Annotated in this window: 1 protein-coding gene; it reads left to right on the forward strand. The window is 66.8% G+C overall.

Annotated features, from left to right (window positions below):
* A partial coding sequence (locus tag KVP70_RS32885; protein ID WP_217946639.1) for a non-ribosomal peptide synthetase occupies positions 1–4820 on the forward strand: 4820 nt, incomplete at both ends.

Consider the following 4820-nt stretch of genomic DNA (forward strand, 5'->3'; position numbering starts at 1 on the left):
TGCCGACGCTGATCGAGTTCGATACGCGTGCGCGCCTGGACGGCTTCCTGTCGACCTTGCAGACGGTGGTCGATCGCCACGACATCCTGCGCACCGCGGTGCTGTGGGATGGCCTGGCCGAACCGGTGCAGGTGGTGTGGCGCAGGGCGCCGCTGACTGTCGAGGAAGTGGAGCTGGACGCGGCGGACGGCGCCATCGCGGAGCAATTGGCACAGCGCTACGACTCGCACAATTATCGCCTGGATGTGCGCCAGGCGCCGTTGATGCGCGGCTTCATCAGCGCAGACCGCGCCAACCGACGCTGGTTGTTGCAGCTATTAAGCCACCACATGGCGCTTGACCATACAACGCTGGAAATACTGATCGAGGAAATTCGCGTCATCCAGCAAGGCATGGCGGCGCAACTGCCGCCGGCGCTGCCATTCCGTAATTTTGTTGCGCAGGCGCGTCTGGGTGTGAGTCAGCAGGAGCATGAGGCCTTCTTTGCCGGCATGCTGGCCGATATCGACGAACCGACCGCGCCATACGGACTGCTTGATGTGCAGGGCGATGGCGGCAGGATCGAAGAGATCAAGCAGGAATTGCCATCCGATCTGGCTGCGCGGATGCGCGCGCAGGCGCGCGGCCAAGGTGTCAGTGCGGCCAGCCTGATTCACCTGGCCTGGGGGCAGGTGTTGGCCAAGCTGTCCGGGCGCCAGCAGGTGGTATTCGGCACGGTGCTGTTCGGCCGCATGCAGGGTGGCGTTGGTTCCGACCGCGGCCTGGGCATGTTTATCAATACCTTGCCGGTTCGCGTTAACGTCGATCACAAGGGCGTAGCACAAAGTGTACGCGACACGCATGCGCTGTTGACGCAATTGCTGCGCCATGAGCATGCTTCGCTGGCATTGGCTCAGCGCTGCAGCGCGGTGCAGGCGCCGCTGCCGCTGTTCTCATCGTTGCTGAACTATCGTCACAGCGCTGTTGCCGAGGAAGTCATTACGGAACAGGCCAGCGCAGCTTGGGACGGCGTGGAGGTGGTCAGTGGAAAAGAGCGCACCAACTTCCCGCTGACGCTATCCGTGGATGACCTGGGTGCTGGCTTCCGTCTGACGGCGCAGGTCGACCGCTCGGTATCGGCGGCGCGCGTCTGCGGCTACATGCAGGCGGCGCTGGAAGGCCTGGTGGCAGCGCTGGAGACGGCGCCGGAAACCGGTCTTTGCACAATCGACCCGCTGCCGGCGGCCGAACGCCAGCTACTGCTGGCGGGCTGGAACGCCACGCAGCGCGAACTGGCGCAGGATCTGTGCGTGCATGAGTTGTTTGAACAGCAGGTGCTGCGCACGCCGGATACGCCGGCCGTGACGCACGATGGGCAGGTCCACACTTACGCCCAGCTTAACGCCCGCGCCAATCAGCTGGCGCGCCACCTGCGCGCGCTGGGCGTGGCGCCGGAGGCGCGGGTGGCGATCTGCGCCGGCCGTGGCCTGGAACTGGTGGTGGCGATGCTGGCCACCTTGAAGGCGGGCGGCTGCTACGTGCCGCTGGACCCTGCCTATCCACAGGAGCGGCTGGCTTACATGCTGGCCGACAGCGCGCCGCTGGCGGTGCTGTACGACGCCTCGGGACGGGCGGCGCTGGCCGGCATGGCTGGCGAGCTGCCTTGTGTCGAGCTGGATGACGCGGGCGCGCAGTGGCGCGATCAGGCTGGCGACAACCTGGATCGGCTGGCACTGACGGCGGACAACCTGGCCTACGTGATCTATACCTCCGGCTCGACCGGAGTGCCCAAGGGCGTCGCCAACACTGGCGTCGGCCTGCGCAACCGTCTGTTGTGGGCGGTGCGCGACATCTTCGAACAGGCGCCGGTGACGGCCTTCAAGACCAGCATCGGCTTTGTCGACTCGGTATCGGAAGTGCTGCAAACCCTGCTGGCCGGGGGGACTTTGGCGGTGTTCGACCATGATCTGGGGCGCGACGTCGAACGCATGGCGGCGCGGATCGCGCAAGGCGACATCAGCCACCTGACGCTGGTGCCGTCGTTGCTGGAGGCCTTGCTGGCGGCCGACGCCGGCGCGCTGGGGGCGCTGAAGACGCTGGTGAGCAGCGGCGCGCGCCTGTCGCGCGACCTGATCGCGCGGACGCTCGCGGCCTGTCCCCGTGTGCGGCTGTATAACTTCTATGGCTCGTCCGAGGCGAACGGCGACTCGACCTTCCACGCTTGCGTGGCGGCCGATGCCGATGCGGTGGATCGCTCGCCGATCGGCCGTCCGATCGCCAACACCCAGGTCTATATCCTCGATGCGCGGCGCCAGCCGGTGCCGCTGGGCGTGGCCGGTGAGTTGTACATCGGCGGCGCCGGCCTGGCGCGCGGCTATCTGAACCTGCCGGAGATGACGGCGGAGCGCTTCGTGGCCGACCCGTTCGCCGGCGCGCCGGAGGCTCGCATGTACAGGACGGGCGACCTGGCGCGGCATCTGGCCGATGGCACGATCGAGTACCTGGGGCGCAATGACTTCCAGGTCAAGATCCGTGGCGTTCGCGTCGAGCTGGGCGAGATCGAGACCAAGTTGTCGGCTTGCGCGGATGTGCGCGAGGCGGTGGTGCTGGCACGCGAGGACCAGCCGGGCGACCAACGCCTGGTGGCCTACGTGGTGGCGCGCGAAGGCGCGCAGCTCGAAATCGCCGCACTGAGCGAAGAACTGGCGCGCGGCCTGTCGGACTTCATGGTGCCGTCGGCCTTTGTGGTGCTGGAGGCCTTGCCACTGACGCCGAACGGCAAGCTCGATCGCAAGGCACTGCCGGCGCCGCAGGGACAGGCTTATGTCACACACGGCTATGAGGCGCCGCAAGGCGAGATCGAAGAGACGCTGGCGGCGATCTGGGCCGAGCTGCTGAAACTGGAGCGGGTCGGCCGCCACGACAACTTCTTCCAGCTGGGCGGTCATTCGCTGCTGGCGGTGGCGCTGATCGAGCGCATGCGCCGTGCCGGCGTGCAGACCGACGTGCGCACCTTGTTTGGCACGCCGACCATCGCGGCGCTGGCCGCCGGCGGCGGTGCGGGCGACGTGCTGGTGCCGGCCAACGGCATCGTCGACGGTTGCGCGGCGATCACGCCGGACATGCTGCCGCTGGTGCAATTGAGCCAGCAGGAGATCGACGGCATCGTCGCGGCGGTGCCGGGCGGCGCCGCCAATATCCAGGACATCTATCCGCTGGCGCCCTTGCAGGAAGGGATATTGTTCCACCATATGATGCAGGGCGAGGGCGACGCCTATCTGCTGCCGACGCTGATCGAGTTCGATACGCGCGCGCGCCTGGACGGCTTCCTGGCAACCTTGCAAGTGGTGATCGACCGCCACGACATCCTGCGCACCGCAATGCTATGGGACGGCCTGGCCGAACCGGTGCAGGTGGTATGGCGCAGGGCGCCGTTGTCGGTCGAGGAAGTCGTTTTCGATGCCGCCAACGGCGATATCGCCGAACAATTGGGTGCGGCGTACGATCCTCGGCATTACCGCGTGGATGTGCAAGTAGCGCCGTTGCTGCGCGCCTTCCTGTGCGAGGACCGCGTCAACGGCCGCTGGCTGTTGCAACTGCTGACGCACCACCTGGCGATCGACCACACGGCATTGGATATCCTGGTCGAGGAGATCCGGATGATCCAGCAGGACCGCGCGGCCGAACTGGCGCCGGCGCTGCCGTTCAGGAATTTCGTCGCCCAGGCGCGCCTGGGCGTGAGCGTCGCGGAACACGAAGCCTTCTTTACGCGGATGCTGTCCGATATCGACGAGCCGAGCGCCCCATACGGGCTGCTCGACGTGCAAGGCGGAGTGGCTGAGCTGGACGATGCTCGCCTGACGTTGCCGCATGCGCTGGCTGAGACGCTGCGTGCGCAGGCGCGCACGCTGGGCGTGAGCGTGGCCAGCTTGATGCACCTGGCCTGGGCGCAGGTGCTGTCGAAACTGACGGGACGCCAGGACGTGGTGTTCGGCACGGTGCTGTTCGGGCGCATGCAGGGTGGTTCGGATTCAGGGCGGGTGCTGGGCATGTTCATCAACACCTTGCCGGTGCGGATCAGCATCGGCGAGCAGGGTGTGGCCGGCGGCGTGCGCGGCACGCATGCGTTGCTGACGCAGTTGCTGCGGCACGAGCACGCGCCATTGGCGCTGGCGCAGCGCTGCAGTGCGGTGCGGGCGCCGTTGCCCTTGTTCTCGTCGCTGCTGAATTATCGTCATAGTGCGGTGACTTCGGCCGGCGTCGACGATCGCGAAAACGATGGCGGCGTTTGGGATGGCATCGAGGTCAGGGCCGGCAAGGAACGTAGTAACTATCCGCTCACGCTGTCGGTGGACGATCTGGGTGCCGGCTTCGTGCTGACGGCGCAGGTCGACCGCTCGGTATCGGCCGGCCGCGTGTGCGCCTATATGCAGACTGCGCTGGAGCAGCTGGCGGCCGCGCTGGAAGGCGCTCCCGAGACGTCGTTGTTGTCGCTGCAGGTGCTGCCGGTCGCGGAGCGGCAGCAGGTGCTGGCGGCATGGAACGCGACCGAAACGCCGTATGCGCGCGAGTTGTGTGTCCATGAGCTGTTCGAGCGGCATGCCGAACTTCGTCCCGAGGCGACCGCGCTGGTGTGCGGCGATCTGGAAGTCAGCTATGCCGATTTGAACCGCCAGGCCAACCAGTTGGCGCGCCATCTGCGTGGCTTGGGCGCGGGAGCCGACGTCCGGGTGGCGATCTGCAGCGGACGCGGGATCGAGATGGTGCTGGCGATGCTCGCTACGCTGAAGGCGGGTGGCTGTTATGTGCCGCTCGATCCGGCCTATCCGGCCGAACGGCTG

This window comes from Duganella violaceipulchra (assembly GCF_019166075.1).
In the GTDB taxonomy this organism is placed as follows: domain Bacteria; phylum Pseudomonadota; class Gammaproteobacteria; order Burkholderiales; family Burkholderiaceae_D; genus Rugamonas; species Rugamonas violaceipulchra.